This window comes from Pseudosulfitobacter pseudonitzschiae (genome assembly GCF_900129395.1).
GTDB lineage: Bacteria > Pseudomonadota > Alphaproteobacteria > Rhodobacterales > Rhodobacteraceae > Pseudosulfitobacter > Pseudosulfitobacter pseudonitzschiae.
In genome coordinates, this window is sequence record NZ_FQVP01000005.1 from 401,138 (window position 1) to 427,050 (window position 25,913).

Annotated in this window: 27 protein-coding genes and 1 pseudogene; 17 read left to right on the top strand and 11 right to left on the bottom strand. The window is 57.5% G+C overall.

What is annotated here, in order from left to right:
• Positions 1 to 297: 297 nt before the first annotated feature.
• The 6 genes from BUC08_RS16580 (at position 298) to BUC08_RS16605 (ending at position 3,903) form a co-directional block, all read left to right on the top strand.
• Complete coding sequence (locus tag BUC08_RS16580) at positions 298 to 495, top strand: hypothetical protein (protein WP_037931176.1); 198 nt, start codon at positions 298 to 300, stop codon at positions 493 to 495.
• On the top strand, positions 492 to 1,268 hold the full coding sequence (locus BUC08_RS16585) for a class I SAM-dependent methyltransferase (RefSeq protein ID WP_073194299.1): 777 nt from the start codon (positions 492 to 494) through the stop codon (positions 1,266 to 1,268). Before BUC08_RS16580 ends, BUC08_RS16585 begins: the two co-directional genes overlap by 4 nt.
• The gene (locus BUC08_RS16590; RefSeq protein ID WP_051694687.1) at positions 1,268 to 1,759 is read left to right on the top strand and encodes a hypothetical protein; all 492 of its coding nucleotides are present in this window, start codon (positions 1,268 to 1,270) and stop codon (positions 1,757 to 1,759) included. The genes BUC08_RS16585 and BUC08_RS16590 overlap by 1 nt, the downstream gene beginning before the upstream one ends.
• Complete coding sequence (locus BUC08_RS16595) at positions 1,756 to 2,427, top strand: hypothetical protein (RefSeq protein ID WP_234973765.1); 672 nt, start codon at positions 1,756 to 1,758, stop codon at positions 2,425 to 2,427. Before BUC08_RS16590 ends, BUC08_RS16595 begins: the two co-directional genes overlap by 4 nt.
• A gap of 211 nt (positions 2,428 to 2,638) precedes the next feature.
• Positions 2,639 to 3,241, top strand: coding sequence for a hypothetical protein (locus BUC08_RS16600; RefSeq protein ID WP_037931178.1), 603 nt, complete (start codon positions 2,639 to 2,641; stop codon positions 3,239 to 3,241).
• Positions 3,238 to 3,903, top strand: a complete 666-nt coding sequence (locus tag BUC08_RS16605; RefSeq protein ID WP_051694688.1) for a hypothetical protein — start codon at positions 3,238 to 3,240, stop codon at positions 3,901 to 3,903. Before BUC08_RS16600 ends, BUC08_RS16605 begins: the two co-directional genes overlap by 4 nt.
• A gap of 227 nt (positions 3,904 to 4,130) precedes the next feature.
• Here BUC08_RS16605 and BUC08_RS16610 read toward each other — a convergent pair whose 3' ends face one another.
• The 3 genes from BUC08_RS16610 to BUC08_RS16620 form a co-directional block, all read right to left on the bottom strand.
• A complete protein-coding gene (locus BUC08_RS16610) occupies positions 4,131 to 5,414 on the bottom strand; it encodes an McrC family protein (RefSeq protein WP_037931180.1) in 1,284 nt (427 codons plus the stop codon).
• Positions 5,414 to 8,218, bottom strand: a complete 2,805-nt coding sequence (locus BUC08_RS24975) for an AAA family ATPase (RefSeq protein ID WP_234973766.1) — start codon at positions 8,216 to 8,218, stop codon at positions 5,414 to 5,416. The genes BUC08_RS16610 and BUC08_RS24975 overlap by 1 nt, the downstream gene beginning before the upstream one ends.
• 341 nt (positions 8,219 to 8,559) lie before the next feature.
• A complete protein-coding gene (locus BUC08_RS16620) occupies positions 8,560 to 9,444 on the bottom strand; it encodes an NAD-dependent epimerase/dehydratase family protein (protein WP_037931182.1) in 885 nt (294 codons plus the stop codon).
• Between the two features lie 617 nt (positions 9,445 to 10,061).
• Between BUC08_RS16620 and BUC08_RS16630 the strand changes: the two genes are divergently transcribed.
• From BUC08_RS16630 to BUC08_RS24380, 4 genes are all read left to right on the top strand, one after another.
• On the top strand, positions 10,062 to 10,415 hold the full coding sequence (locus BUC08_RS16630) for a PRC-barrel domain-containing protein (protein WP_037931222.1): 354 nt from the start codon (positions 10,062 to 10,064) through the stop codon (positions 10,413 to 10,415).
• A gap of 109 nt (positions 10,416 to 10,524) precedes the next feature.
• Positions 10,525 to 10,824 carry a BON domain-containing protein gene (locus tag BUC08_RS16635; RefSeq protein WP_037931185.1) on the top strand — a complete coding sequence of 100 codons (300 nt, stop codon included), beginning with the start codon at positions 10,525 to 10,527 and terminating at the stop codon, positions 10,822 to 10,824.
• Positions 10,825 to 11,181: 357 nt separating this feature from the next.
• Entirely contained in the window at positions 11,182 to 11,496 is a 315-nt protein-coding gene (locus BUC08_RS16640; RefSeq protein WP_037931187.1) for a hypothetical protein, read from the top strand.
• A gap of 18 nt (positions 11,497 to 11,514) precedes the next feature.
• The gene (locus tag BUC08_RS24380; RefSeq protein WP_143186766.1) at positions 11,515 to 11,721 is read left to right on the top strand and encodes a hypothetical protein; all 207 of its coding nucleotides are present in this window, start codon (positions 11,515 to 11,517) and stop codon (positions 11,719 to 11,721) included.
• A gap of 30 nt (positions 11,722 to 11,751) precedes the next feature.
• Here BUC08_RS24380 and BUC08_RS16645 read toward each other — a convergent pair whose 3' ends face one another.
• Complete coding sequence (locus tag BUC08_RS16645; protein ID WP_037931189.1) at positions 11,752 to 13,308, bottom strand: ISL3 family transposase; 1,557 nt, start codon at positions 13,306 to 13,308, stop codon at positions 11,752 to 11,754.
• A 450-nt stretch (positions 13,309 to 13,758) separates the two neighbouring features.
• Here BUC08_RS16645 and BUC08_RS16650 point away from each other — a divergent pair, with 450 nt between their 5' ends.
• The 4 genes from BUC08_RS16650 to BUC08_RS16665 are packed head-to-tail and all read left to right on the top strand — an operon-like array spanning position 13,759 to position 15,665.
• The gene (locus BUC08_RS16650; RefSeq protein WP_037931191.1) at positions 13,759 to 14,409 is read left to right on the top strand and encodes a TetR/AcrR family transcriptional regulator; all 651 of its coding nucleotides are present in this window, start codon (positions 13,759 to 13,761) and stop codon (positions 14,407 to 14,409) included.
• Positions 14,406 to 14,873, top strand: a complete 468-nt coding sequence (locus BUC08_RS16655) for a VOC family protein (RefSeq protein ID WP_037931194.1) — start codon at positions 14,406 to 14,408, stop codon at positions 14,871 to 14,873. Before BUC08_RS16650 ends, BUC08_RS16655 begins: the two co-directional genes overlap by 4 nt.
• On the top strand, positions 14,870 to 15,379 hold the full coding sequence (locus BUC08_RS16660; RefSeq protein ID WP_037931196.1) for a GFA family protein: 510 nt from the start codon (positions 14,870 to 14,872) through the stop codon (positions 15,377 to 15,379). Before BUC08_RS16655 ends, BUC08_RS16660 begins: the two co-directional genes overlap by 4 nt.
• Complete coding sequence (locus tag BUC08_RS16665; protein WP_037931197.1) at positions 15,372 to 15,665, top strand: DUF6958 family protein; 294 nt, start codon at positions 15,372 to 15,374, stop codon at positions 15,663 to 15,665. Before BUC08_RS16660 ends, BUC08_RS16665 begins: the two co-directional genes overlap by 8 nt.
• A gap of 414 nt (positions 15,666 to 16,079) precedes the next feature.
• Here BUC08_RS16665 and BUC08_RS16670 read toward each other — a convergent pair.
• Positions 16,080 to 16,382, bottom strand: a pseudogene (locus BUC08_RS16670) (SDR family oxidoreductase); the annotation flags it as partial.
• Between the two features lie 269 nt (positions 16,383 to 16,651).
• Here BUC08_RS16670 and BUC08_RS16680 point away from each other — a divergent pair.
• The 3 genes from BUC08_RS16680 to BUC08_RS16690 all read left to right on the top strand — a co-directional run bounded on the left by BUC08_RS16680 (position 16,652) and on the right by BUC08_RS16690 (position 20,900).
• Positions 16,652 to 17,635, top strand: a complete 984-nt coding sequence (locus tag BUC08_RS16680) for a glycosyl hydrolase family 8 (RefSeq protein WP_081855481.1) — start codon at positions 16,652 to 16,654, stop codon at positions 17,633 to 17,635.
• 113 nt (positions 17,636 to 17,748) lie between these two features.
• Entirely contained in the window at positions 17,749 to 18,921 is a 1,173-nt protein-coding gene (locus BUC08_RS16685; protein ID WP_037931201.1) for an HlyD family secretion protein, read from the top strand.
• Positions 18,921 to 20,900: a glycosyltransferase family 2 protein gene (locus BUC08_RS16690; RefSeq protein ID WP_037931202.1), complete on the top strand. Its 1,980-nt coding sequence runs from the start codon at positions 18,921 to 18,923 to the stop codon at positions 20,898 to 20,900. Before BUC08_RS16685 ends, BUC08_RS16690 begins: the two co-directional genes overlap by 1 nt.
• A 5-nt stretch (positions 20,901 to 20,905) precedes the next feature.
• On the opposite strand, the gene BUC08_RS16695 is transcribed toward BUC08_RS16690, so the two are convergent.
• From BUC08_RS16695 to BUC08_RS16720, 6 genes are all read right to left on the bottom strand, one after another.
• Positions 20,906 to 21,538 carry a hypothetical protein gene (locus tag BUC08_RS16695; RefSeq protein WP_234973767.1) on the bottom strand — a complete coding sequence of 211 codons (633 nt, stop codon included), beginning with the start codon at positions 21,536 to 21,538 and terminating at the stop codon, positions 20,906 to 20,908.
• Positions 21,535 to 22,761, bottom strand: coding sequence for a HAMP domain-containing protein (locus tag BUC08_RS16700; protein ID WP_051694689.1), 1,227 nt, complete (start codon positions 22,759 to 22,761; stop codon positions 21,535 to 21,537). The genes BUC08_RS16695 and BUC08_RS16700 overlap by 4 nt, the downstream gene beginning before the upstream one ends.
• Positions 22,762 to 23,187: 426 nt before the next feature.
• Positions 23,188 to 23,898, bottom strand: coding sequence for an arsenical resistance protein ArsH (arsH, locus tag BUC08_RS16705; protein ID WP_037931230.1), 711 nt, complete (start codon positions 23,896 to 23,898; stop codon positions 23,188 to 23,190).
• Positions 23,891 to 24,313 (bottom strand): arsenate reductase (glutaredoxin), encoded by a 423-nt coding sequence (gene arsC / locus BUC08_RS16710; protein WP_037931205.1) that lies wholly within the window; start codon positions 24,311 to 24,313, stop codon positions 23,891 to 23,893. The genes arsH and arsC overlap by 8 nt, the downstream gene beginning before the upstream one ends.
• Positions 24,310 to 25,377 carry an ACR3 family arsenite efflux transporter gene (gene arsB, locus BUC08_RS16715; protein ID WP_037931207.1) on the bottom strand — a complete coding sequence of 356 codons (1,068 nt, stop codon included), beginning with the start codon at positions 25,375 to 25,377 and terminating at the stop codon, positions 24,310 to 24,312. The genes arsC and arsB overlap by 4 nt, the downstream gene beginning before the upstream one ends.
• 25 nt (positions 25,378 to 25,402) lie before the next feature.
• Positions 25,403 to 25,912 carry an arsenate reductase ArsC gene (locus BUC08_RS16720; protein ID WP_037931209.1) on the bottom strand — a complete coding sequence of 170 codons (510 nt, stop codon included), beginning with the start codon at positions 25,910 to 25,912 and terminating at the stop codon, positions 25,403 to 25,405.
• Position 25,913: the final 1 nt, after the last annotated feature.

A 25,913-nucleotide genomic window follows, 5' to 3' on the forward strand; every position in this document is an offset into this window, starting at 1 on the left:
TGTTCGCCCGTGTTCGCCCGTGCTCGCCTACGTGCGCCTACCTGTTCAATCTAATGCTGTGGAAGGCTTCTGCAAAGGTACCAGAGGTGAACCCATGACAATGAAACAAGTCGCTTCAGAAAGTAATTGTGCTTCACGGATTGCCGTCTTTGCTACATCAACAATTTCGCGCGGCGGGACTTTGCTTGTCCTCATGATCCGTACCCGGGGGCGCGGTGCTGCGCGAATGCCCCCGATCTGCCTCGATCACTGGCTGGCCGGGTTTGGGCCCGGTCAGCCCTTTTTGCGGGGCAGGGCATGAATCTGCGCAACCAGGTGCACGCGATACTGTCTGCCAGGTGGGAGAACAGCGGCAATCATGATTTTGACCTGGGCCCGCTCGGCGTGGCCGAGCAGCTTGTGGCTTCCGGTGACATCGATGCAGGCGGGCGCGGCGCAGAGGCCTTCTTGATCTTTGCCGCGATGGCCGTGGCTGAATGGCGGTCAGAGCGATGAGCCAGAACAGATCCTCTGCCGTCATGCAGCAACGGGCCGAGCCGACCGACAGCCTGGACGACTTCCCGACGCCGCCGTGGGCCACGCGGGCGCTGCTGGCGTTCCTGAAGCAGATGAACCAGCCGCTGGATGTGCAGCACGCCTGGGAGCCTGCCTGCAACCGTGGCCAGATGGCCCGTGTGCTGGGTGAGGAATTTGCCGAGGTCTGGGCCACGGATGTGCACGACTATGGCTATGAGGGCATGGCGGGCCGCGTCGATTTCCTGATGCCGGACCTCGAGCCGCCGGTCGGCATCGATTGGATCATCACCAACCCGCCGTTCCGTCTGGGCCCGCAGTTCATCCTGCGGGCGCTGGAGCTGGCCGAGGTCGGCGTGGCGGTCCTTGTGCGCACGTCCTTCGACGAGGGCACCGCGCGCTACCAAGCCCTCTTCCGCGACAGGCCGGAGACCTGGGCGCTGCCCTTCGTCGAGCGCGTGGTGATGTGGCAGGGGGTTCTGCTGGATCCGGACGTGCCGGTCTGGCGCCCCTCGAAGGACGATCCCGACGATTTGACCAAGGGCAAGATGGAAAAGCCCAGCAGTGCCACGTCGTATCAGTGGCTGATCTGGTTGAAGCCAGCCGTTGCCGTCGATGAGATCGCCGCCTCGTTCAAGCGGCGCATTCCCCCGTGCCGCAAGGCTCTGACCCGTCCCGGGGATTACCCGCCCGTGCCTGCGCATCTGCGCGCGCCTGCCGGTCTGTCACCGGCGCCCTTGCTGAAGGAGCTTTGATGTCTGTCGCCGACTTTAACGCCACCGATCTGAGCGATGATGTGGATCTGCTGAGCCTGTCGATGGCGCAGTTCTACGCGGCACACGACCGTGTCGTGGCCCGTCATGAAGCGGAACGCAGCAATCCCAAACATGGCCGCAAGGACACAGAGGTGCGCCCGGTCTGGCCACAGGAGTGGCGCAGGACGCAAGCGGATCACGGTGTGGGCCGCCAGCTCAGCCGGTTCTGGTGCGCGGTGCTGCAGCAAGCCATCCTCGAGGCCTGCGAGGAGTACGCCAAGCGGGGACAGGTCCCGGCTTGGGTCGGGTCACGGGGCCCGCGCGAGGTTGGCAACCTGGCCGGTTTGAACGGCGAGGCCGTGGCCGAAGTCCTGCAGGGCCATTTTGCATCGCAGGCCGGGGTCATGGACCTGCACGCCGCCATCCGCGCCGGTGCCTCCCACGAGCCCCGCAAGGCGGCGCGCGAGAAGCAAAAGGTGGACCAGCTGTGAGACAAGCAACCTCTTCAAATCCGGGCGCCGTCTTTCGCCTGGTCGGCAATACCGAGCTTCCCGAGTATCCCGTTTCGTCATCGGTGCGATTGGACAGTCACGGGTTCATCGCGTGGGAGTTCCGGCGGTATCTCAACTCGGACATGCGCTGGAATGCGACCCACGAGGTCAAGGGCATGTGGTTCGACCTCGCACAGATGTCCCATGAGCAAACGCCGGTCGGGACATTGCCGGACGATCACGCGCGGCTGGCCCGCATGCTCGTGCCCTTTGTCGATCTCATGACCTTCGAGGCGCTGGTCGAGCGGCCCTACGGGGTGCTGCATGGCTGGCACCCTTGCGTGTGTGACGATGGCACCGTGCGCCTGATGCACAACACGGTGACCCGCGTGGTGCTCGAGGCGCTGACCCGCAAGGAACTGAACGCCGCGCGCACGGACAGCGCCTCGGCGCGCAAGCGGCTGGACCGCCTGGCGGTGGCGCTGGCCGGTGTGGCGCCCTCGATCGCGATGGAGCCTGCGCAGGTCTACTGGGTGGACGCGCATATCCGCGACGCCATGGACCGCGAGGGCAACAAGCGCCGCACCGAGGCGCAGCTGCACGGCGCCATCCAGGCCTGCCTCGAGAAGGTGGCCGCAGGCTTCTTCCGCAAATCGCAAAGGGAATGACATGTGTCTCTATGTGTCCACGGACACATAGAGACAGTCCCGGGACACATAAGGACAGTCGCGGACACATAGACGGACATAACGGCGACTTAAGGGGTCTATGTGTCCCGCACCACAAGACAAGACACGACAATATAAGAAACCAAGGGCGCGGCAGGACGCAAACGGGGTTGAGGGTTGAAACGAAGCTGGCTGGGAAAAGGGGTAAGGCATGGATGAACGGGCACAGAAAGACGGGGAGAAGCGGGTGCGGCACCTGCTGATCGATCAATTGGAACGGTTGGGGCTGATGCGACCGGCGGGCATGGCCAAGCCTGCGTTCGAGGCGATGCAGGACGAGCTGTGCCAGCGGCTGGCCTACATGACGGCCGACGGCCTGGGCGCGCTGGCCGAGGACATGGCCGGGCGCGGCGGCGGCAAGGAACGCGACCGGTTCCCGCTGGCGGCGCGGGTGCTGGAACGGGCGCGGGTGATCGAGGCGCCACAGGCGGATGCCTCGCCGCTGATCCGCAAGGTCTTTGCGGCGCGGCTCGGCGAGGCGGCGTTGGCGCAGGGCTTTGCGCCCGAGCTGATGCGGTGGCTGCGGTCGAACCGGCAGTGGCCGAGCAGCTTCGTGGTCAACGGGATCCGCGACGGCGCGCGGGAGAACCTGCGCCGGGCCGAGGATCTGCGGGCGTCGCAGGGCAGGGGGCAGGAGCTGGGCACGGGCGACCTCGCCTGGCTGGAGGCGCGGCAGGCGGAGATCGCCCGCTGCGTGCAGGCCCGTGAGCTGGGGCTGGGCGATGCGGCCGGTCGGGGAGGGGCTGCGGCATGAGCGTGCAGGGTGTGATCAAGCCGGACAGCATGGGCCGCGTGCGGCGGGAGATCTCGATCCAGCGGCTGCTGGAGTGGGCCTTCGCGGATGAATGCGCGCAGGTGGACTTCGAGGACCCGGGCCGCCTGGTGCAAGGCTATTGGCCCACGGGCAATGCCTACCGGATGGCGCAGCGCGGTGTGCTGGGCTGCCGGATCGACGGCGGCGGCCGGTCCGATCCGGATCCGGATGCGGATCTGGTCGCGTCGGCCGTTGCAACGCTGCCGGAGCGCTGTGGCGGGCGCCGGATGGCGGTGGCGATGGCGGACTATGCGCGGGCGCGGCGGGTGCCGGACTGCATGGAGGATGCGCGCATCGAGTGCGTGGTCACGGACTGGACCAGCAACCGCTATGGCAGGCGGGCGAAGACCGAGCGCATCGGAACCGAAATCGAGATCCGGGGCAAACGGCGGGTGAGCGTGCCGGTGCTGATCTGCCCGATCAGCTTCAGCCCGACGCAGGCCCAGATCGGTGCGGCGCGCCGTGCCTACCTGGCATGGTACGGCGCCCTGCTGGAGCTGCGCGGCACGTTCCAGGCGCACCAGAACCTGAGCCGCTGGAAGGTGACCTCGGCCATGCCGGTGATGCGACCGTGGAACAAGGAAGGGGCCAAAAGGTCATAGCTGACTGGACGACGTGGCGGCACCACGCAAGCGCCCGGATCGGATTGCCCGCTCCGGGCGCTTTGCATTGGGGGGGGAGCGGCGCGTGCCGGTGGTGTGAAACTCGACACGGAGGGTGGAGAGCGGTTGTTCGCTGCACCCGAGCGGATTAAGATATGCCGCAAGTAAAGCAGCCATTCACAGTCCGAAGGGAACTATCACGGTGCTGATGCCTGCGCCAAGGTCAGCTATTCGGTCGTAACCAAATGGACCAGCGATGCTGTTATCAGTGATTGGTTAAGTGAAACGTCAATAGTGGATACCAAGAGCTTTCTTTTGGCCTCGGCAGTACCGATTGCATATGCCTGCTGCTGCGGAATACCAGATAGCCCATGGTGATGCGGGTAGAGCAGCATGACGCGGTCGCATTTGTATAGTTCTGAATAAGCCATCAACTGATATACATCGTCCTGACTAATGCCTTGTTTGGCGTCCTCAATACGGGGAGATATGCGTTTCCACTTTGTGTCGATGACCATGACTACTTCACCGTGGTGACGAATTATGATGTCAGGGCGCGTTCTAAATCGGCCTTGCTCCCCCTCAAACAAGCAGTCCTTTTGACCACCTTGGGAAGTAGCTGTGAACGGGGTGCCAGCAAGCCCTCGTTTAAGAAGCTTGGTGACATACTCCTCAAAGAGCACATTCATTTCAAACAAGAGGGCGTGGCCGCCACTGGCTCCTGAATTTGTTGTTTGGTGGCGATCCCCTAAAAGAAGCTTGGCAAGTGATAATAACTCGCGCCATCTGTCATTGGTGCGATCAAGTGTAATACGGTCCCAGCGAAGCGCCGAGGGTGCGACGTCGGTGATGTCGGCGTAGGCAAAAGAGAGTTCACGCAGAGACCTAAGATTATCCGCGGCGGTCGCAACCCGAGACAGTTTAGAAATTGCGGCCTTCAGGACCCGATTGAGGTCAATGTCCGGAGAGAGCTCGTCATATTCGCACGCCAGATGCTGGGGCTGTGCCGCTAGAACAGAAAACTGCCTTGTGATATTCAGACGCCCACGCAGCGCTGGAAGATCATCTGTGTGGGCGATGTAGCGACGCGGGATCCCATGACGCACGGCTTCTGTCATCTTGTTGCAGAAGATCCTGATCAGGATCTCAAGCAGAGTGTCGCGCTGCCATCCCAGACTCGCTGTATTCTGTGCGTCAATGCGAAGATCGCGCGCCACAGACAGCATGTGAACAAGACGTCGGCGTAGAGTTTCTGGCGCTGCGTCGTGCTCCCCTGATGCTTCAATTTTGGGGAGTATCTCAAGCTGGCAGTCTGTGGCGGCAATTACCCCGACCACACCCCGAGCACGCAGGTGCTTGCGGCGGTGCTCCAAAACACCTTCTCCGCTGCTGCCTGAAAAAACGGATTGCCGCGCTACTTTTGCGAGGCGGTCAGCCTGGCCTTCGGTAATGGGATCGCTGTCCGTTCCGAAGGAGATTTTCTCCCATTCACGGATGCTGCACGAGTTCATCAGGCCATCAATCTTGCATAGTCAAAGCCTTCATCTGCATCCTTCAGGCTCCAGCGGAACCTTGTTGGGCCATCCGCGTCGCTGTCCATTCCCGGAGGTGCTTCCAACAGTTCTCGCTTCAGAAAGCCGCCAGTAATTGGACCTTCATGAGCCTCGGCATCCCCCAACACTGCGGCAACCTTGTGCCAATCCTCGAAGAAATACTCTGCCAGCAGCGGGATCACCTTATGGCGCATTGTCTCGTCAACGCCTTCGCGGGACGCGCAGCCAATGAAATAGGCATGCCCGATCCGATGCTCGCGATCATACAAGTATTCAATGCGATCGTTAATGACGCGTAAGATCTTGGGTAGATCAAGACCACAAAGCTGTGCTGCATCGTGGAGCGTTTCGGGATCAGGTTCGATCTCTTTGAATTCGAACCTTCGACGCAGGGCAGTGTCGAGGAGCGCGATCGAGCGGTCAGCGGTGTTCATTGTGCCAAGGATATGCAAATTGCTGGGGAGCCCGAAGTCTTCGCCAGAGTAAGGCAGGCGCACCTTAAGAGCGTTTTCCATCCCCAACCGCTTGTCCGGTTCAATCAAGGTGATCAGTTCGCCGAAGACTTTCGAAATATTGGCACGGTTGATCTCGTCGATGATCAGCACATGAGGGAGCTGTTCGAGGACCGCTTCTTCATTCACGCTATTGATCAGGCGGAGAAGGGCGGGCTTCTTTAGCTTGCTTTCCCCCAGGCGGTAGATCGAACGCATCGTGAAATTCGAGCCGTATAAATCTGATACCGGAAGCCCCTGACGGTCTACCCAAAGCCAGTTCACGGACCTGCGATGGCAATATTTTTGATTGTCTCTCTGCTTGTACTCATACTCTCCCGTCACTTCTCCGATTGCTCGGAACAGACTATTGCCCTTCGAAACAATGAGGATATCACCGACCTGAACCTGGTTGCGGAAGGCGTCAACAAGAGCGACTTGGCCGGATTGTTTCGTGACAGGTCCTTCGCGGCGCCCTTCGGCACGGCATATCTTCAAAATTTCTTCAGGGTCGGTATATTTGGGGTCGCTGAAATCAATGTCTTCCCATCCTAAGAGAGTGTGACCTTCCGAGATTGCCTCATCGAACAGGTATTGTTCAGAGGGATCCTTTCCAGCGGCAATCGACATTTTGAAAACCTGTCGGCCCTCTAAGGAAAAGTCGTCGTCTCCAGTGCTTTCGGATCCGCCGAATTGAGCTTGCTCTGCCATTCGCCGAATAACGCCAGGGACGGTCTGCAGCCTAAACCCGGTTCCAGAACTGCTGTCTCCCTCTGCATCAGTGGTAGGTTGCCGGCCTTCTACAAAGTCTTCGTAGGACATCGATTGATGGAAGGTTACAAATTCTATCCGCTTCTCCGCTTTCAGGCGGTTGTAGGCCTCCATAACCGCCTTGCGGTCTTGCGGGACCTCTTCGCCACACAGGCGCAACGCTTCGGTTGCCGTCGCATGTGTTTTACCGGTGCCGGGCGGGCCGTAGAGAATCAGGTTCTTCGCTTGTTCCATATCTAATCCCTGTTCTGGCCGTAGTATTGTTTCCGGTGTGGTTGCGCCGGGGGTACGGGTCAATTGATAGGTGAATTCGGTCGTGCTGCTGGGCTGCGGCTCTGTGTAGGTGGGCTTGGGAAGGCCAGTCATTTCTTGAAATTTCGAACCCAAGAGTGCGCTGCAAATGTTTGGATGAGAGTTTTGTAGACCTATTTCTTTTCCAAGCTCTCCAGCTTTGATCGTAACGAAAGCCTGTCCCTCCTCACGGGCTGGTTCAATATGGTAGTTCAGTGCGCAAGCCCGGATGCGATCGGCATCTCGAATAAGGTGACTATAGCGCTCTGGCGGCTCAACAGGGGTATTGTCCTGATCTACGATAATGTAGCCGGCGTTGTGGAGACGGGCGGCTGCATCCGATTTTTGCCCCCACCCGCCATTCAGCGTCGTTTTTCCGAGTAGAAAGCCAACCAGTGGTTTGGTCGGGTAAGGCTGTGTGGCTGTTCTCCGCGTTGATCTCACCCAGTAGTCTCTGGGATCACCGAAAGCATCGAACACCTCCTTCTGGGAGCCATCAAATACATAAGCGTCATAGGCGACCATGGCCGCTTCAACATTCTGTCGAGAGAAATCGGCGGGTTGCTTGTCTTTCTCTCTGTTGTCGATCAGTTCAAAGCCCAATTCTTTCAAACGCTCGAATGACTGGCTTTCTCCAAAGCCGTTGAAAAACTCCTTAGCAGATAGGGCAGGCCCGTCTGGTAAATTTGCAACTGCCGCGGCTACGATCGCTTTTGCGGGGTAACGTTGCGCCTCACTGTCGTCGTGGCCGGCCTCAGCGACCGGTCGTGTCGTCCAAACCTGCGGCTTTCCGAAGCTGCGTTTCTGTAGAAATGCTTCGAGGCCCTGCGCGTCGCAATCATCCATGGCAGCGATGATTTCGGATTTAGTCAGCTCTCGAAGGTAATGTGAGTGTTCCAGTTTGTTGGGCATGGATGAGCTGTTGCGAATAAAGTCAGCATATAGGCTGATGGATCGGCGCAGGCTTGCCAGACCGTTCCTTAGATTACCATCAATCTGCACAGGTGATGGATTGGGAGCATTGTTTCTCTCGTTTTCCGTGCTGTAGGAAAACTGCCGCAACAGGTCTTTTAGTTCTTGCCCTGCAAGGACCTCATCCAAATCCCCGATCGCATTCTCAACTCGGCGCGCCGTGCTAATTCTGGAACCTATTGATGTTTCACTTTGCCCTTGGGCTTCGAGCCATTTCCGAAATTCAGATTCTTGCATCTTTAGCTCTCAATATTCAGGCCGCGACGACCAGATTGTTTACACCTCTGACCACCCGCATAAAGTCGTCAGGCTTTGTTGCAGCAAAGACCTCAGAATTAAGCGTTTGCCCACCCGCGTTGTGGGATAATGTTGTAAACACAATGCGTACCTCAAAGTTTCCTTTAATTATATCCCATCCACCTAAGGACAAGAAAACTTTGACGGAGCCGCGGCCAAGGATCACTTCGTTCCGCATGCCCGACCTTACCATGAAAAATACGACGTGATGCGTGAATGGCGGGTTTCTGGAAGCTGCACTGTGGCGAAGCCGCGTTTTATGAAAGGCTGGATTGGGCCGTTCACTGCAGAACATCACGCCAAGAGTGCTTCGGCTGAAACCCGACGAGCTTCTTCGCCTTCTTGTTGCAAAAGAAGGTTTCTTTTCGGCCCATTTTGCCACGAACTTCGACATTCTTGTAGAACTGTTCGATCACCTGATCCGTGGTGATACCAACCGACATGTCGTCGTTCGATACGTTGAACACTTCAAACCCCAAACCGTCGGCCTTCAGACAGCAGTCGACCATATGCCCGAGATCGCGGGCATCAATATACGCGAATATATTGCGCCGCCGCAGGGCCGGGTTTTCCATGAAAGCGGGGAAAACTTCGGCATATTCATGTGGCTCTATCACGTTGTTGATCCGCAATCCGTAAATGTCGGCACCGGACCGCGCCTGAAAGGAACGTGCGGTCGCCTCGTTGCAAACTTTCGACATGGCGTAGCTGTCGTGGGGCACGGTCGGGTGGGTTTCATCAACCGGCACAAAATCCGGTTTCAACTCACCGTCCGCGAAACATATGCCATAGGTCGTCTCGGAACTTGCAAATATCACCTTCGGGACGCCGAGCTTCACAGCCGCCTCGATGACGTTATAGGTGCTCAGAGTATTCTGCCGAAAACACTCGCCATCTGTGCCGATCATGACGCGTGGAATGGCCGCGAAATGCACAACCGCATCATATTTCGGAACGCCCGTTCCTGCGTCCAGTTCAGCAGCTTCGGTGAACTGGGACATGGCACCAATGACCTGCCCTGAATCGCACAGATCCACCAACAATTCGGGACACTCCAGCCCGGACGGTGATCGGTCAACATTTACGACATGGTGGCCTTGTGCCTGAAGATGCTGGATGGCCCATCGGCCAGCCTTGCCGCTGCCACCTGTGAAGAAAACTCGCATTGAACCCTCTATCTGTTCGCTCAAAGGCATCTGTTTTGTTGTGCCTGACCTTGAACTACCAATGGTGGGTAGTTCAAGGCAGACTGCCAGGATGATCTCCCGCCCCCCCCCGGGGGGGGTATGCTAAAAACTCAGCCGTCCGACATAGGACCGGCGGGGGAACATTTCTTTCCGTGCACGCGAAATTGGAGAAAAAAGCCCAATGGGAAAGCTATTGGGGTACAAACGGTGTTCCGAACACTTGGTTCTTGCCTAACGCCACCGCAGCTGTTCATTGATCTGGCTTTGACGATGCCGTTCACTATCGCGCTTAAGATTTGGGTTAGATATCCGAATGCCGAAGAACGGCGGGTCATGTTTGTTGCCGTGAGCAGGGCCCGGAGAACGGTGACCATCCATATATCCGACGCGCGCCCCTCCGTCGTTGTCGAATAATTTCTGAAAGAGCCCGAGTTCGGCGTGGTTGTGCCAGGAAGGCTCAGAAGCACGTCTATATGGGTGGGAATTTGCTCTTGGTTCGCGCAGTGCGCGGAAAGCTGCGTGTGTTGGAAGAGCATCGGAACAAAGCACCGTTTCTGTCGGTTTTCCTTACATCACACAGACAGGAGGAATATCTGATGGAACAATCGACACAACGAAGTCTTGTATCGTCGTCCGATGTCAACGGCACGGCGGTTTATGGAAACGATGGTGTCCAAATTGGAACTATCGACCACCTTATGATCGACAAGGAGTCCGGACGGGTCGCGTACGCTGTTATGGGCTTCGGCGGATTTCTGGGATTGGGTGAGGACCATTTTCCCGTGCCGTGGGGCAAGCTCCGCTTTGACACGGCACATAACGGGTTTGTGACGGATCTCACCGAAAGTGAAGTGACCGGCGCGCCTGACCGCCACGACGATTGGCGTACGGATCGCGACTGGGAGCGGCGCACTCATGAACACTATGGCGTTCCGTTTTACTGGATGTGAGCTGTTGCCAAGGCAAAATCGTCTGCCAAGGCAAAATCGTCGCCGACCGCGACAGCGGGCGGTCCGCACCTATAACTTGGCCTTAATCGACTAATTCTAGGGGATAAAGATGCCACCCGAAGATGCAAGTGAGGACAAGGCCCACACCTCGACTGATCGGGAAATCGAGAAAGATGTGGTCCGGCGGCTTGATGAGGATCAAGGCATAGATGCGTCGGAAATCACGATTGAGGTTGCCGATGCCAAGGTGAAATTGACCGGTACAGTGTCGTCCAAGGACGAACTGGAACGCGCCGGGACTATTGCATGCACAGCGTCGGGTGTTCGTCATGTAGAGAACGCCATCCAGTCCACGTCTTCGGCCTATCACCGCTGGACCAATAAGATGCCTGGTGAACAAGAACTTTAAGAACGGTGACGGTTTAGGCATATAGCCGAGCGATTTCTTGATCTTAAAAAGGGGGAATTTTATGAGCCCGGCCGATACAAATCTGGAAAAACAAAAGCTCGTCACCGTGGACCTTTGATCGGGATGGGTGTCATTGCCGTGTTTGGTGTCGCGCTAATTCTGTACTGGCTGAACTGGTCGTTATTGCGCCCACCGTCGATGAACACGGTAAGAGTACGACTCCGGCTGAATACCGCGACGGGGATGTGAAAGTGCCTGACGGTGCGCCAACGCAAACGATAACGCCAGATGATCCCGAAGTTGAAGTCGAAAAATGAACTGAGCCGGCTTTTTTAGGCCGTACGTAAAGGAAATATCATGTCAGACAGAAGTGAAAAGAAGAGGATCATTCCACCCGACGAGCTGAGGCGAGACGGAAACACGATTAACCAGTCCGCCCAACAGATTGATCCGGCGGGGCGGCATCGTGTGGATGTGAACGCCAATGCTCAGGGAGATCTGAACACGAAGCAACCCGGCGAATTGCCGTCCGACGCGGAGGAGGACTCCGAGGAAAAGCAGGTGCGCAATGCCGGTCCTGGACAGATGCGTAACCCGCCCCAGACGTGGACCTTAGTGGACGAGGAAAGCGACGAGTCCTTTCCGGCCAGTGACCCGCCCGGGAATTATTGACATTACAGGAGTGTTTGAATGCCCAAAGCATTCCGTGAAAAACGCACTGCGCAGAGCGATCGCCAGAACAGTCAGAGCGGTCACGAGGGCGGTGGAGAGTGTCATGAACCTTGTGTATTTGGTCTGGTCTACATTTTGCAGCATTTTTTGCCAAAAGTCGGCTATGCGGGAAAAAGCATGTCTATCGGCACGCAAACTTGCCCCCCTATCGGCATGCAAAAATGACTCTGACTCAAAGTTGATGCACCTTTTCAACTATGATGCTGCGACAAGCCGAGCCTTGAGCAGGTCGATATTCGCGCGACCATACATCTGGCGTTTCAGCGTCTTCAGGCGATTGATTTGGCCCCCGGTCTGCCCGTTCGACCAAGGCTCCCGCAGCGCGGCAGCAACTGCGGCCTGGTCGCTACGAAGGCCACGCGCGAAGGATGAGAGCATGCTGTCCTCGGCTTCGTCGAGCCAGGCGGCCAGGGCATTCTCACGGGCGTTTCGCACCATGTCAGTGAATCGGTAGGTCAGTTCCCGGGCGGTTGCCAGAGCTGGTAGCGCCGCTTCGATCCGCGCGACCTGGATTGCATCGGCACGGGTCAGATGATCTCGTCCCATGGTCAGGAGCCGCGCAATCGTTCGGGCAGGTGGCGACTTTCTTGTTCCGGACGGCACCGCTTGTTCGGCGCGGCGCAGACGTGTTGCCCACTCGCCGACGACCCGGAGACTGCCTTGAAATCCATCATCCCGTAACCGGCGCCAGAGTTCTGCGCCATTACGGCATCCGCCGCTCCACTCCCGTTCCAGCCGAGGCAACCAAGCGGTCAAGCTGCTCTCGCGGATGCGGAAAACATCTTCTCGCTCACCGCTGGTGATCTGGCGGACCAAGCCGCGGCTCAGCCCGGTCAGGCGCACGATCCGTTTGATGGGAACACCCTCGTCTGCCACTCGGCGGACCATGTGGTTGGTCTGCTGGCGCCTTTGAAAACCCTCGAATTGCAGCCTTTCCGCTGCCGTCAAAAGCCTCGGATCGAGGGTCGCTACCCCGATAGCCTTGCGAATGGCTGGCATGTTCCGCTGCACGGCGGCCAGGAAGGCGGCACTTGCATTCTCTAACAGATGCCAACGATCCGCGACTTGAACCGCGTCCGGCAGGGCACGCGCGGTGGCACCGCCGTAGCCACCATTGCGATCACGGGCAACAACCTCGATCCCGGGACGCGCGCGGAGCCACGCTTCTACAGTGGCGGGCTCCCGGTCGGGGAGCAGATCGATGACCTTCCGCCGTTCGAGATCGCAGATCAGCGTACCGTAGCGCTGTCCCTTCCGCCATGCCCAGTCGTCGATACCCACCACGCGGGGGTCCGCGACAGCCCCCTCGGTCTTCGCCCGAACGCTGCGCAGGAACGTGTCTTTGCTCACCGGTAGCAAAAGCCGTCCGGCAAGCGCCTGCGCGGGGCGCCCACCGAGAGCAATGCCGATGTGACGCACCAGTTCCTGCAAGCGTGACGTCCGGCGCGCATGTGGCCGCGTGACATCAGGCGGGAACCGTTCAGAAAAAATCTTCGTTGGGCAACCTACAGCGCGGCAACGAAATCGACGAACCAGCAGCACCAGTTCAACTTCTCGGCCATGGGCGGGAAGATCGGCTGGCCGACGCCAAAACTTGCTGTGGACATGACGAGAGACCGCGCCGCAGCGGGGACATGCTGCCGAGGCATCCAGGGAACGTGCGTGGACCCGGATCCTGTTGCCATCAAGCTCAATCTGGCCGGCCTTCAACCCTGCCGGTAGAAAATCTCGTCGCGAAAACCATGAACCCATCGGCAATCTCCATCAAGTTAGCCGAGATATAGCGTTCTGGCAACTCAACTGCACCAAATGCGCGACAGAGCCATTTTTGCATGCCTGTTCACACAGAAATTCGATGGCGCAAGCCTGTAGCGGTGACAGGGGCCGGACCGGGGACTTCAGTCAGGACACATGCGATGGTTCCGCGCAAGGCGTGACCGAAGACTCGCAAGGCGCCGCTCACCAAAGAGCGCGCCTTTCAGTGGACAGGCCTCAGCTCACGGAACGCTGCGCAAAGGATGGAGGCGCTTCACAGTCTCTGATGCGTTAGGACCGGCTCGTTCCTGTGTAGTCGAGTGTTCCAACGGAATAAGCCCAAAACGTCAAATGCTGCGCATCGCCGGAACGATCACTCTATGACTTCTGCAGGCACAGTTGTTTGCTCGAATTGACATAATACCAACTGGTTGGTATGTATATTCTATGTCACGTCCAACGAAACATGCTCCAGAACGCGGGGATGCCCGAAACAGGCTGCTGGAAGCGGCCCGCGACATCGTGCGGAAGCAAGGATTCGCCGCGACGACCGTCGACGATCTCTGCAAGGCAGCTGGGGTGACGAAAGGGGCGTTTTTCCATCATTTCAAATCAAAGGACGCGCTCGGCGTCGCCGCAGCAAATTTCTGGACGGACACAACGGGCGCTTTCTTCGAGGGTGCGCCTTATCATGCGCCAAGCGATCCATTTGATCGCGTCTTGGCCTATATCGCCTTCCGTCGCGCGATGATCACCAACGACATACCGGAATTCACCTGTCTTGTTGGCACTCTGGTGCAAGAGGTTCATGCGACCGCGCCGGAGATCCGCGACGCGGCCGGTGTCAGCATCTTCGGCCATGCCGAAACGCTCGAAGCCGATATCGCGGCGGCGATCGAAGTGCGGGGCATCTCACCGGATGGTTGGACGCCACAATCCCTCTCTCGCCATTTTCAGACCGTCATTCAGGGCGGTTTCATCCTTGCCAAAGCTGGCAATGACCCTGAGCTCGCACGAGACGCTCTGGACCACCTCGACCGCTATGTCCGCTGCCTGTTCGGCGTCCATGCGGTCGCCTATTCAGGAGATCCACGATGACTGACCGACCGAACTCCCGCCTGTGTATCTTTCTCAAAGAAGGGGCCGAAGACGCCGCCCGCTTTTATGCGGCGACGCTTCCCGAAACCTCGGTCGACTTTGTACAGCCTATTGGGCCGAACATGTCGATGGTTCTGTGGACCTGCATGGGCACGCGATACATGCTCATGGACGGGAACGAGACTTTTGCGCCACAACACGATCATTCAATTTCGGTGGCTACGCTCGACCAGGCCGAAACCGACCGGCTTTGGGAGGCCCTGAGCGAAGACGGCAGCGAAGGACGGTGCGGCTGGCTTTGTGACCGTTTTGGCGTGCATTGGCAGATTGTGCCGACGGCCATGACGCATATGTTGTCCGATCCCGACCGAGACGCCGCGGGGCGCGCGCAGGCCGCCATGATAGGGATGACGAAGATCGACATCGCCGCCATGCGCGCCGCATTCGATGGTGTATCCGAATGACTGAGATCACCTGCACCTGTGGCGCCGTGGCGCTTTCGCTTTCCGGGCCGCCGATACTGGTCGCAGAATGCCATTGCACCTCCTGTCGCACGGCGGCTGACCGCCTGGGCGTGGCGATCACGGAGCCGAACGGGGGCACCCGCTTTGTCGTGCAACGCAAGGATCGGGCAGTGCTGCAGCGGGGGCTGGAACATCTTGCCGCGTTCAGGCTGACTCCGCAATCGGGCACACAGCGGATCGTCGCGACATGCTGCAACAGCCCGATTTGGCTGCAGTTCAAGGGCGGTCATTGGCTTAGCCTCTATGCCGCCCAGTGGCCCGATGGCGCCGCCCCAGGGCCGGATCTGCGCACCATGACCCGCGACGCCCCGGATAAGTTGCCCGATGATCTGCCCAATGCCGCTACCCAGTCGACCGGGTTTATGGCGCGACTGCTGTGGGCATGGATCTGCATGGGTTTTCGCAACCCGCCCGTCGCTGATGTAAGGAGAGTGCTCGATGTCTGACGACAAGATTGAAGTTGAAAACCCGAATACGCCTGGCCGCACCACTCGGCTCGACCGCGCCAAATACGAGGCGATGCAGGCGGCGTTTCTTCCGATTTTGCCGAAAGACCCGCCGGGCCTTAAAGTGGCCGAGGCCAAAGCGGCCTTGTTGCCGCATCTGGACCAGAGCCTGTTTCCGGGCGGCGCTAAAGCGGGCTGGTGGCTGAAAACGGTACAGCTCGATCTTGAAGCAAAAGGCATCATCGCTCGCGCAGATGGAAGCCCGGTACGGCTCTATCGAAAATGACAAGAGTCGCGGACATTTTGTCTGACTTTACGAAAGCCAGGTTTGTCCGCTCCCCTGTCACACCACGCTAGTTTCATGCTGCACTTAGGACGAGCGGCAGCTTTTGGTTGCGATAGCGCGGCGAAAATCGTGCGTTGGTTAGGTTACTGGGCTAGGTTTGGAAAGGGTGCTTTCTGCGCATAGCCAACCATTAGTCAGTTCGCGAAGAGTAAGCGCTCTCCGCCTTTCGTGTAGAGGGTCATCCCACCGACGCGAACGGCCCGGACCGGACATTCGCCAAGATGGTCACCTCTGCGGCGCAGCTTCACCAAACCGGCCATTGCTTCATCTTGCAGCATTTTTAACGGGTGAAGATCGGTTGAACGGTCAAAGCGGACATCAACACTTAGAAGGTCAACGTCCGCTCTGCTATGCCTAAAATTTGTTAATCGAGTTTCCACCGTCGGCGACTATGGCGCTACCGGTCACAAAGGATGCGCTCTCGGAAAGCAAGAATAATGCGACCTGCGCAATTTCTGACGGGTCAGCCATCCGTTTTAACGCATGAAGGCCGCGCACGACCTCATGAAAGCCGGGATCATCTCCTGCCATGGCGGTCATTGTGCCTCCTGGCAGGAGCGCATTGACCCGAATGTTCTCTGCGCCGTGTTCTGCAGCGAGCACTTGAGTCATACTAATCAGCCCCGCCTTGGCGGCTGCATAGGCAGCCATGCCAGGGTCAGGACCCATTAACTGATTGAGCTTGTGGCGCTGTCATGATTCACGGCCCCCAGTTTTAGGGGGATATGATGAGCAATCTTTATTGGCTGACGGAGGCGCAAATGCAGCGGCTTCGGCCGTACTTTCCAAAGAGCCGCATTGCCGCCATTCGCTGCACAAGCAGTATATTGGGCTGGTTGTGATTGAATACCGCACTCCTTACGCTTTACATTCTGATTGGTCTGGCAAAAGCGCCAACACGTTATAGTCCATCATCGAGTTGATCCATGAATAGACGCCACTTGTTACTGGCTTTGCCGAGCTTGGCTGCATTACCTGCTTGGGGTCAGCAATGGCTAGTGGATGCGTGGAACCGCTGGAAAAGCAACTACCTCGCGAGTGATGGCCGCGTGGTCGATGACGGGAATGGCGGAATCAGCCATTCCGAAGGCCAAGCCTACGGACTTTTGCTCGCGCAGGCGTTTGGCGATCGAACGGCATTTAATCTGATCGAGACCTGGACCCAAGCCAAGCTAGGGATTCGGGCGGACGGGCTAATGGCTTGGAAATGGCAACTAGACGGGCTCGCGGATACCAGGAATGCAACCGATGGGGACCTTTTACGCGCTTGGACGCTGTTGCGTGCCAGCCGCGATTCAGGGTGGCTTGGGCATGAGGATAAAATCGCGCCGATATGCCGCGCACTTGTCGAAAAATGCCTTGCTCCCGACCCACGTGCGCCGCTTGAGTTGCTGCTTAAACCCGCAAGCCACACGACCGCGGACGGAAACTCGGTCATTCTGAACCCCTCCTATTATATGATTCGGGCGCTTATTGAGCTAGGCGACGCGACAGGCGAGGTTGAACTTTTGCGTGCGGCCGCCCATGGGGAGCGTTTGTTGATCACTCCAAACGCGTTGCGGGACTGGATCAACGTGACCCCAGGCGGCATCAAACCCGCGTTAAACCTTTCGAACAATTTTGGCTGGGATGCACTACGCCTTCCGCTCTATCTCTTTTGGTCTGGGCGCGCGGCCCATCCCGCGATGCAAATCGTTAGTACCCGTTTTGCGGCTGCCATGCTGGATCGGCATGTGGCAACAGTTACAGACTCTTCGGGGAAAATGCTCGTCCAGAGTGATGCAGCTGGCTTTCGTGCGGTAGCGGATCTTGCTGCGGGCAGACCCCCCACCTTGCCAAATCCCGGTCAGGGCTACTATGCGGATACACTTGCACTTCTGGCGCAAATCGCATGGCGGGAAGGCAAATAATCGCCATTTTCTGATTGTACGATGCTGTTCACTGCTGGTTTGCCTAGGGTCGCCATGCGGTCCATACAAGGGTACAACCTTTCGTAGATTAAATCTGAAGCTGGAGAGACCGCATGAAGCTGCTACGCCTGATCATTAGTATCTTTCTTATCGCGGTGGCGCTATGGGTCATCATCGCCGAGCAAATGGCCGGAGCGAGTGCCAACGCCTTTGTAAATGCGCCGGTGGTGACAGTTCGCGCCGATACAGCCGGTGACCTTACGCTACCCAACCTCCCGTTTGGCGCACGCGTACAAAAGGGTGAGACGCTTGCCTCTATAGACGATCCGCTGGTCGACAACATTCGATTGAACGATTTGCGAATGGAACAGAGCTTCATTGAGGCAGAGATCGCCCGCCTTGAAGCGGATCTGAAAAGCACTGAGGCGCTACGGACTAGCCTGCTGGACCGTGTCGAAACTTTCCGCGTGGCGCGGCTGAAAGAGCTGAGCACCCGTCTCGAACACGCCCGTATCCGGCTTGCCATTTTGGAGGGAGGCGAACTGCCAGAGAACACAGATCAAGAGATTCTCTCGCTTGTGGGAGAGCTGCCAGGCCGCATTCCTATGGAGCCGGGGCTGGTGCCGCTGATCCTCGATCACGCTCGTGAACGGGTCGAAGTGTTGCAGATTGCCCTTGATACTGCGCGCGCTGGAGTTTTCCTCGGCGACGGATACAACGATTCTCCCAATGCCCAGCAGCGCGCAACAGAATTGAAAACCGTTATTTCGCAGCTCCAGAATGGGCTTGCGGAAGCGCAAAGGAGGCTTAGGGCAATCACCACGCGCAGTCAGCGCGAAAATCTGCTTGTGAACGCGGCAGGCGGTAGAGAAATAACCTCTCCAGTCAACGGACTTTACTGGGAGGTGCTTCAATCCGATGGCATCAACGTGCAGCGAGGCGATCCGATCCTCAGACTGGTGAACTGTGATGCGACCTTTGTCTCGCTTTCTGTCACCGAGCGTGTATTCAATTCGCTACAAATTGGCGAAGCCGCTTCATTTCGCCTGACTGGAAGAGAAGAAGTCTTTGAGGGCACCGTCGCCCGTCTGGCGGGGGCCGGTGCGGCGTCTATCTACCAGAGCCTCGCAGTTGCACCTTCCCAAAAGCACCTTGAACGTTATGACGTCGCTTTGTTGGTGCCGGAACTGACTGCGGATAGCGAGCGCGGTTGCGCCATCGGGCGCACCGGACGCGCATTTTTTGATGAGCGCCCCCTCAATTGGTTCCGGGCTATGCTGGATTGATGCTGCCCTTTCCGCATCTTGGTGAATTGGGCTCGGCCGCCATGCACCTTCTTTTGGTGGTCGGTGTCGGGACACTGATACCGCTCTTTGTCGACCCTCTGAAACACTGGCATCGTGCGCTATTGCTTGGCGTCGCTGGTATTCTTGCCCTGCGCTATATGTGGTGGCGGGCCACACAGACGCTAGCGCCCCCCGAACTCAGTCTCGACATGGTCGGAAGCTGGCTTCTCTTCGGGCTTGAAGCCTTTTCAATCGTCGGGTCACTCAGCGCCTTTCTGATCCTGTCGCGCTACAAATTGCGCAGCAAGGAGGCCGACGCCCATGCAGGCTGGTGGGGTCGGCAAGAACCGCGGGTGGCGATCCTGATCGCCACCTATAACGAAGATAAGGAAATCCTCGAACGGACCATCGTCGGTGCAAAGTTCCTGCGGCATCAGAACAAGGAAATTATCGTTTGCGACGACAACCGGCGGGATTGGCTGCGTCATTTCTGCGAAGAGCTGGAGGTGCGCTACATGCGCCGCCCGACCAATGAAGGGCAGAAAGCCGGTAATATCAACCACGCGCTGGACCGTCTGGCCGAGGATGTAATCCCTCCTGACTTCGTGGCCGTGCTCGACGCCGATTTTGTGCCACATCGGGGCTTTTTATCCCGGACGCTGGCGCTGTTTCATGACCCCGAAGTTGGTCTGGTCCAGACTCCACAGCACTTTTTCAACCAAGACCCGATCCAGCATAACTTCAATGTCGGGCGGTCCTATCCCGATGAACAACGTTTCTTCTTTGACCACATGCAGCCCTCTCGGGATGGCTGGGGCATTGCCTTTTGCTGCGGCACATCCTCGGTCTGCCGCTGGCGTGCCCTCCGCGAGATCGGCGGGTTCAACACCGAATCCGTAACTGAAGATTTTATGCTGACACTCGCGCTTCAAAACGATGGCTGGCGATCTGTTTACCTCTCAGAGCCACTCTCCGAAGGTCTCGCACCGGAAGGGCTGAAGGAGTATGTGACCCAACGCGCGCGCTGGTGCCTTGGCCTGATGCAGATTGCGCGATCTTCCCTCGGACCGCTGTCGGCAAACAACCTGCGGCTGCGTGACCGATGGAGCGTTCTGGATTCGATCCTGTTTTGGACAACCACCTATCCGTTCCGCATCGCGGCCATCATCTTTCCACTCCTTTACTGGTTTTTCGACATCATCGTCGTCAATGCACGGTTGCCTGATGTGATCAGCTATTTCGGATCCTATTATTTCTGGATCCTCATCACACTGAACTTTCTGACCCGTGGTATGGTTGTGCCAATCCTGAACGATGTCAGTCAGCTTCTGGGTGCGATCCCGATCAGCCGTGCTGCCTTTACAGGATTGTTCAAGCCGCATGGGCACCCATTTTCGGTGACTGCCAAAGGCGGAGACCGCTCGAAAGTGGTGGTGCAGTGGCGCCTGATGATGCCGTTTCTAATTGGCTTTTTGCTAACGCTTATCGGCTTGCTTCTTGGGATCATCTTCGACCAATACGCCACCTTTTCTTCCGGTGACGGGAAATGGGTCATCCTTTTTTGGAGCCTGTACAATCTAGCGGTATTGGCCGTGACATGTCTTGCCTGTGTGGAGCGCCCGCGCAAAGAGCTGCACGTCAGCGACAAGCCGGAACGCGCGGTCTTTTCGACCGATGGGCGTCATCACGAGCTTTGGATTACGTCTCTGACTATGGACACGGTGCGTATTCGCGGCCTCTCGATCCCCATTCAGTCCCGTGGACATTTGGTGATCGAGAGCATCCCGGGGCGCATTGAAACCTACGCCATATCAGAAGTTGCAGACGGGGCGCGTCTCCAATTGTTGCCAACGGAAGCGCAGCGCGAAGCATTCTTCGTTAAATTCTACGCCGATGGCCATGAGCCGGGGGTCAACGAAGTCAAAATGAGGAACCTGGTCCGTGACATCTTTCGTGGCTTTGGGATCAGGCGACACTGATAAGCTCAGTATGTGTTGACGGACACCCCAATAAAAACTTCCTTCGCATCAAAGCGGTACCCCCCGCGAAAACTGGTTGGCCCGCCGTTTAGGCGATAGTTCACCGCAACGGATTGTTCGGAGTAATTGTCGCTGCCACCCGCGGTGAGATCGACGGACAGACCCTGTGCGTTGCCGATCTGGGCAAGGGTAAACCAGTCATTCTCATTCGTATTGTATTGAGCCGATAGGAATAAAAACCCAAAGTTGGTTGGTTGATAGCGCTCTAAAATTATTTTTCCGCCAAGTTTAATGCGTTTCACTTCATCACTGGTGCCGAGGCTGGGACCGATTTTCAAGGTCCCAAAATCCTCGATGGCGAAATCGCGAGTGACATGGATACCGGCGCTCCAGCCGCTCTCATAGTTTGAATAGTTCGCACCATAGCTCATCTTGCCCCGCGTCGCAGCCAGCACGGCGTCCGCAGTAGGCGCGCCCAGATCAAGCTGGAAAAAAGTGCCGTCTGCTTGTGCTGCACTGCTCGCGAGGCACAGCAAAGGTATGGCCAGTGACAATCGCGTATACGTCGTGTTGTCGTTTCGTCTGGCATACCAAGATGGGTGAGCCCTGAACTGCATTGTATAGCCCGTCTTGCTCACGTTTTTCTCCTCGTCTTCTTTTGGTGCCAAGGTTCGTCAGAGTTTTGGTCTGAGGTATCTCCATCTCTGAGTGGGGTCACTTCTGCGCCACTTGGCATGGCTCGCCGCGAGTGAGTTTCCTGATATGCTTTCAGTTTCGCATGCAACGCTAGGGTGCCCTGAATTCGCGTCAGAGCTTGGGATAGCGCGATCGCTTCGCGCGAGCTTCGGCTTTCCAGCGGGTATTCAAAGTCGCCTTCCGCCATAGCTATTGCGGTGCTGGTCAAGTCTTGCAGTGGGCTCAGCACGATACGTGCAACCAACAATGTAACGATTAAAACAAAGCCCGCCGCGAACAAAACTGCGACAACAGAGGTGCGAAGCAATTGCGGCATAACGTCGATCAAATTACTCGAATCCAAAACAGCAAAGACCCGCCAGCCGAAGTCCGGAAGTTCATCGCTAACGAAGTTCGGGGAAAAGGCATAAAGCCCGTCCGTCTTGTCGAGCAGGTAGAAGGTGTTGCCTAGATCTCGCCCCAGCTTGGCCTGAACTATTGCAGCTTCGGGAAGGCTGTGCGCCGTCTCGCGGGTGTCTGCAAGCGTTTCCCCCTCCCGGTTCTGCACCACCACATCAATGTTCAACTGTTTTCGCGCACGGATAAGAAAGTTTTGCACCCAAGCCATCCGAAGACTGTAGACAAGTACCCCCGTAACCTCGCCACTTTCCTCATCCAGAACCGGCGTCGAGAGGTTGAGTAGAGATTGCTTTCTATGGTTTTCGTCACGTTCAAGGAAGTCGCTGGTATAGACATTTCCTACATTGGCCTGGCGCAGTCCCTCGCGGTACCAGCGACGCTCACTCACGACCTCTCCCTCACGCAAACGGTTCGAGCCCGATTTAATTCGGCCGTCCAGATCAGCAACACCCGCCCACGCAACCTGCCCCCCGGTCTGTGCCACTGCATCCACAAAATCATCAATCTCTTCCTTGCTGGAATTACTGATATTGCGGGCAACGGCGTGAAGACTGTCCCACTCCCGTTTCAGGGCTGTGTTAAAGCTAAGACCGATGGCATCAGCACCGCGCAGAACGATGTCATGTCGCAATCGCTGCTGCGCCAGATTGCTACGCTGCGTGACAATGTAAGCCACGAACACCGCGGCACAGAAAACCGAGACAATCAGCGCTGCCGCAATCCAAAAGATGGCACGGGGTGCAGGTTTTTTCTGTGCTCTACGCATTTTGCATTTCCTCTCTGAGATCCACCTGTGAAGCTGAATTAGTACCCAACCTTAGCGCGAAGTAGCTGAATGAGGCAAATCTGCCTAAGTCCGTTCCATTCTGAAACGGGAACATGGCAATTAGGTGACCAGGAATGCGAAATTGACAGGTTGGGCGTTGCAAAGAAGGTTCCTGCGGATGGTTTTATGCTTGGTGCCGCCTCAATAGGAAGGAGGCTATCCGTGTCCGGTGGAATGTCCGCTTCCGCGGTGGATCTCAGGCGAGTTCGCACTTGCGGCGAACTTCCGGAATCCGCCCATGGTGCCGATTGACGCGAACGTCCCGAAGCCGACATTGTCGCTCTACGTAGTAAAAGTCCACCTACGGAACATTGCGACATTCTGAGGCTTAGATTGTCCTGGCGGGGCTGACTTGAAATGAACCGATCAGATAGCTTTCTGATTTACGCGTACTGACAACTCCTCGGCGCTTTCTTTTCGCTCGCTGTAGCGATCCAACAGGTAATCCTTGCTGTCTCTGGCCAGAATCGTAAATTTCATGAGTTCTTCCATGACATCAACCACCCGGTCATAGAATGGCGACGGCTTCATACGGCCAGCCCCGTCAAACTCCAGAAATGCTTTCGGAGTGGAGGACTGGTTCGGGATCGTCAAGAGGCGCATCCAGCGCCCGAGGATGCGGAGCTGGTTCACGGCATTGAAGCTTTGTGAGCCACCGCTGACCTGCATGACGGCCAGCGTCTTGCCCTGCGTCGGCCGCACACCACCAAGAGAGAGTGGAATCCAGTCGATCTGCGTTTTCATGATGCCAGTCATGGCACCGTGCCGTTCTGGTGAACACCAGACCATTCCTTCGGACCAGGTGACGAGATCACGCAGCTCCTTCACCTTTGGATGAAGGTCCTCTGCATCATCCGGCAGCGGCAGGCCAGATGGGCAATAGGTACGCGTTTCGGCTCCCAATCGCCTAAGTATGCGAGCCGCTTCCTCGGTCATCAACCGACTGAATGACCGGCCCCGGAGCGAACCGTAAAGCAGCAGAATCCGTGGGGCGTGCTCAGCCCGTGCAGAACTCAGCAAGCGATCCCTGTCAGGGGCTTGGATGTGCTCTTCGTCAAGGTTTGGGGTATCAGCCAACTCGGTTTCCCTCCGCGTCAATTAACGGCGTACCATCCTCTTTCGTCATTGGGCCAGGTGGCAGGTGGTCGAGAAGATCCAGTACCGCTTCGCTTGGTCGGCAAAGCCGGGTGCCTTTGGGGGAGCAAACGATAGGACGGTTCACCAAAACGGGATGCTCCAGCATCGCTGCCAACAACGCGTCGTCGTCTACTGACGGATCGAGCAGCCCCATTTCCTTGGCTGGAGATTTTGTTGTCCGTAGTCCTGTACGCGGTGTCAAATCCGCAGCGGCAAACAGTGCCAACAGCTGCGGACGGGTCCAGCCCGTGTCGAGATAGGAGATGACCACGGGCGTCTCGCCCGAAGCTTCGATGATGGCCAGGACGTTGCGGGACGTGCCGCAATCAGGATTGTGATGAATAACGACGGTCATGCTGAATCCTTTCCGGAGGAAAACCAGTGCTGAGTTCTGTTTGCGAATGCGACGAGCGACAGCATCACCGGCACTTCGACCAACACACCGACGACTGTTGCCAGCGCAGCCCCAGACCCCAGGCCGAACAGGCTGATCGCGACGGCAACGGCCAGTTCGAAGAAGTTGGAGGTGCCGATGAGGGCACAGGGTGCCGCGACGTTGAAGGGAATGCCCCAAGCTCGCGCAGCACCGTAGGCCAAAAAGAAGATGCCATAGGACTGGATTAAGAGCGGCACGGCAATCAGGGCGATCACGAGTGGGCGCTCAAGGATCACTTCCCCCTGAAAAGCAAAGAGTAGCACGACAGTAACCAGCAAGCCGATGATCGAGAACGGTTGAACGCGCGATTTGAAGGTATCGACAGCCGCTTCGCCGCCCTTGGCGATCAGACGCTTTCGCGTCATGTATCCGACCAACAGCGGCAACATGACATAGAGGCCAACCGACAACAGCAGGGTGTCCCAAGGCACGACAATGTTCGTCGCCCCAAGCAGGAAGGCCACGATGGGCGCAAAGGCAAAGACCATGACGACATCGTTCACACTGACTTGCACCAGCGTATAGGTGGCGTCGCCGCGCGTCAGGTTCGACCAGACAAACACCATCGCGGTGCAGGGCGCAGCACCCAACAAGATCACGCCCGCGAGATAGGCTTGGGCGTCATCTGGCGGGATCAGGCCTGCAAAGACGTAGCTGAAAAACAGCACACCGAGTGCTGCCATCGTGAACGGCTTGATCAACCAGTTCACCACCAGTGTAACAACCAGTCCTTTCGGCTTATCGCCCACTTGACGCAGCGCACCAAAGTCCACACCGACCATCATAGGATAGACCATGGCCCAGATCAGCACCGCCACGGGTAGGTTGACTGAAGCGATCTCCAGCGCAGCGAGTGCAGCAAACACACCCGGAAACAAGTTTCCAAGCAATAGCCCTGCGCCAATTGCCAATGTTACCCAGATGGAGAGCCAACGTTCAAAAGGTCCCAAGCCCGCCGCAGCGGGAAGCGATGTATCAGTCATGTCAGGCTTTCAGAAAAGTGGGGGGTTAATTGGCGTGGGCGGCAGAACGGCCAATCTCGTCGAGGTTGCGCTGGAGAGCCATCCGATCAAGCGCGCCAAGCGGCAGGCTGACGAAGATGGAAATCCGGCTGCGGAGCATCCGATAGGTTTCCGAAAAGGCCAGCCGTTTGACGGCTTCCGGACCTTCAACGCCTGCGGGGTCAGGCATTCCCCAATGTGCGGTCATCGGCTGGCCGGGCCAAAAGGGACACTCCTCAGCCGCAGCATTATCGCAAACCGTAAACACAAAATCCATTTGCGGCGCATCGGGGCCTGCAAATTCATCCCAGCTTTTTGATCGCGCGATGCTTGTGTCATGGTTAAGGCCATGCAGGAGATCAATCGTGTAGGGATGCGGTGTCGGACCTGGCCGTGATCCAGCGGAAAATGCTCTGAATTTTCCCATCCCTTCCCGATTCATGATGGCTTCCGCCATAATCGAACGGGCAGAATTTCCAGTGCAAAGGAACAAAACGTTGAAGATGTCCTTGTTCATG

Bases quoted from the DNA above. Each gene is read 5' to 3' on its own strand.
- BUC08_RS16580 (WP_037931176.1), top strand. From the start codon at position 298: ATGAATCTGCGCAACCAGGTGCACGCGATACTGTCTGCCAGGTGGGAG.
- BUC08_RS16585 (WP_073194299.1), top strand. From the start codon at position 492: ATGAGCCAGAACAGATCCTCTGCCGTCATGCAGCAACGGGCCGAGCCG.
- BUC08_RS16590 (WP_051694687.1), top strand. From the start codon at position 1,268: ATGTCTGTCGCCGACTTTAACGCCACCGATCTGAGCGATGATGTGGAT.
- BUC08_RS16600 (WP_037931178.1), top strand. From the start codon at position 2,639: ATGGATGAACGGGCACAGAAAGACGGGGAGAAGCGGGTGCGGCACCTG.
- BUC08_RS16605 (WP_051694688.1), top strand. From the start codon at position 3,238: ATGAGCGTGCAGGGTGTGATCAAGCCGGACAGCATGGGCCGCGTGCGG.
- BUC08_RS16610 (WP_037931180.1), bottom strand. From the start codon at position 5,414: ATGAACTCGTGCAGCATCCGTGAATGGGAGAAAATCTCCTTCGGAACG.
- BUC08_RS24975 (WP_234973766.1), bottom strand. From the start codon at position 8,218: ATGCAAGAATCTGAATTTCGGAAATGGCTCGAAGCCCAAGGGCAAAGT.
- BUC08_RS16620 (WP_037931182.1), bottom strand. From the start codon at position 9,444: ATGCGAGTTTTCTTCACAGGTGGCAGCGGCAAGGCTGGCCGATGGGCC.
- BUC08_RS16630 (WP_037931222.1), top strand. From the start codon at position 10,062: ATGGAACAATCGACACAACGAAGTCTTGTATCGTCGTCCGATGTCAAC.
- BUC08_RS16635 (WP_037931185.1), top strand. From the start codon at position 10,525: ATGCCACCCGAAGATGCAAGTGAGGACAAGGCCCACACCTCGACTGAT.
- BUC08_RS16640 (WP_037931187.1), top strand. From the start codon at position 11,182: ATGTCAGACAGAAGTGAAAAGAAGAGGATCATTCCACCCGACGAGCTG.
- BUC08_RS24380 (WP_143186766.1), top strand. From the start codon at position 11,515: ATGCCCAAAGCATTCCGTGAAAAACGCACTGCGCAGAGCGATCGCCAG.
- BUC08_RS16645 (WP_037931189.1), bottom strand. From the start codon at position 13,308: ATGGGTTCATGGTTTTCGCGACGAGATTTTCTACCGGCAGGGTTGAAG.
- BUC08_RS16650 (WP_037931191.1), top strand. From the start codon at position 13,759: ATGTCACGTCCAACGAAACATGCTCCAGAACGCGGGGATGCCCGAAAC.
- BUC08_RS16655 (WP_037931194.1), top strand. From the start codon at position 14,406: ATGACTGACCGACCGAACTCCCGCCTGTGTATCTTTCTCAAAGAAGGG.
- BUC08_RS16660 (WP_037931196.1), top strand. From the start codon at position 14,870: ATGACTGAGATCACCTGCACCTGTGGCGCCGTGGCGCTTTCGCTTTCC.
- BUC08_RS16665 (WP_037931197.1), top strand. From the start codon at position 15,372: ATGTCTGACGACAAGATTGAAGTTGAAAACCCGAATACGCCTGGCCGC.
- BUC08_RS16680 (WP_081855481.1), top strand. From the start codon at position 16,652: ATGAATAGACGCCACTTGTTACTGGCTTTGCCGAGCTTGGCTGCATTA.
- BUC08_RS16685 (WP_037931201.1), top strand. From the start codon at position 17,749: ATGAAGCTGCTACGCCTGATCATTAGTATCTTTCTTATCGCGGTGGCG.
- BUC08_RS16690 (WP_037931202.1), top strand. From the start codon at position 18,921: ATGCTGCCCTTTCCGCATCTTGGTGAATTGGGCTCGGCCGCCATGCAC.
- BUC08_RS16700 (WP_051694689.1), bottom strand. From the start codon at position 22,761: ATGCGTAGAGCACAGAAAAAACCTGCACCCCGTGCCATCTTTTGGATT.
- arsC (WP_037931205.1), bottom strand. From the start codon at position 24,313: ATGACCGTCGTTATTCATCACAATCCTGATTGCGGCACGTCCCGCAAC.
- arsB (WP_037931207.1), bottom strand. From the start codon at position 25,377: ATGACTGATACATCGCTTCCCGCTGCGGCGGGCTTGGGACCTTTTGAA.
- BUC08_RS16720 (WP_037931209.1), bottom strand. From the start codon at position 25,912: ATGAACAAGGACATCTTCAACGTTTTGTTCCTTTGCACTGGAAATTCT.